The 311-nt window shown below is 61.7% G+C and carries 1 protein-coding gene; it reads right to left on the reverse strand.

The window, feature by feature from the left end; genetic code table 11:
• Positions 1 to 311: ferrochelatase (locus tag IB272_RS34580; RefSeq protein WP_192445902.1), on the reverse strand; the 311-nt coding region annotated here is incomplete at both ends.

Here is a 311-nt window from a genome sequence, read left to right on the forward strand (position 1 = left end):
GCCAGCCGGCAAGCTCCCGGCGCACGACGTGTTCGAGCACGGCCATGCCTTCGGCGCTGTCGTTCAGGCAGGGGATGTGGGTGAACTTCTCGCCGCCATTGTGATGGAAGCTTTCGGCCGCCTGCTCGGCGATCTCTTCCAACGTTTCCAGACAGTCGGAGACGAAGCCCGGGTTGAGGACGGAAATGCGCTTGACACCGTCCTGCGCAAGTTTTTCGACCGTCTTGTCGGTATAGGGCTGCAGCCATTCCTCAGGCCCGAAGCGCGACTGGAAGGTGACCTGCAGCTTCTCCTTCGACCAGCCGAGCTTT

The sequence above is a fragment of the Ensifer sp. ENS08 genome (assembly GCF_014852195.1).
Lineage (GTDB): Bacteria > Pseudomonadota > Alphaproteobacteria > Rhizobiales > Rhizobiaceae > Ensifer > Ensifer adhaerens.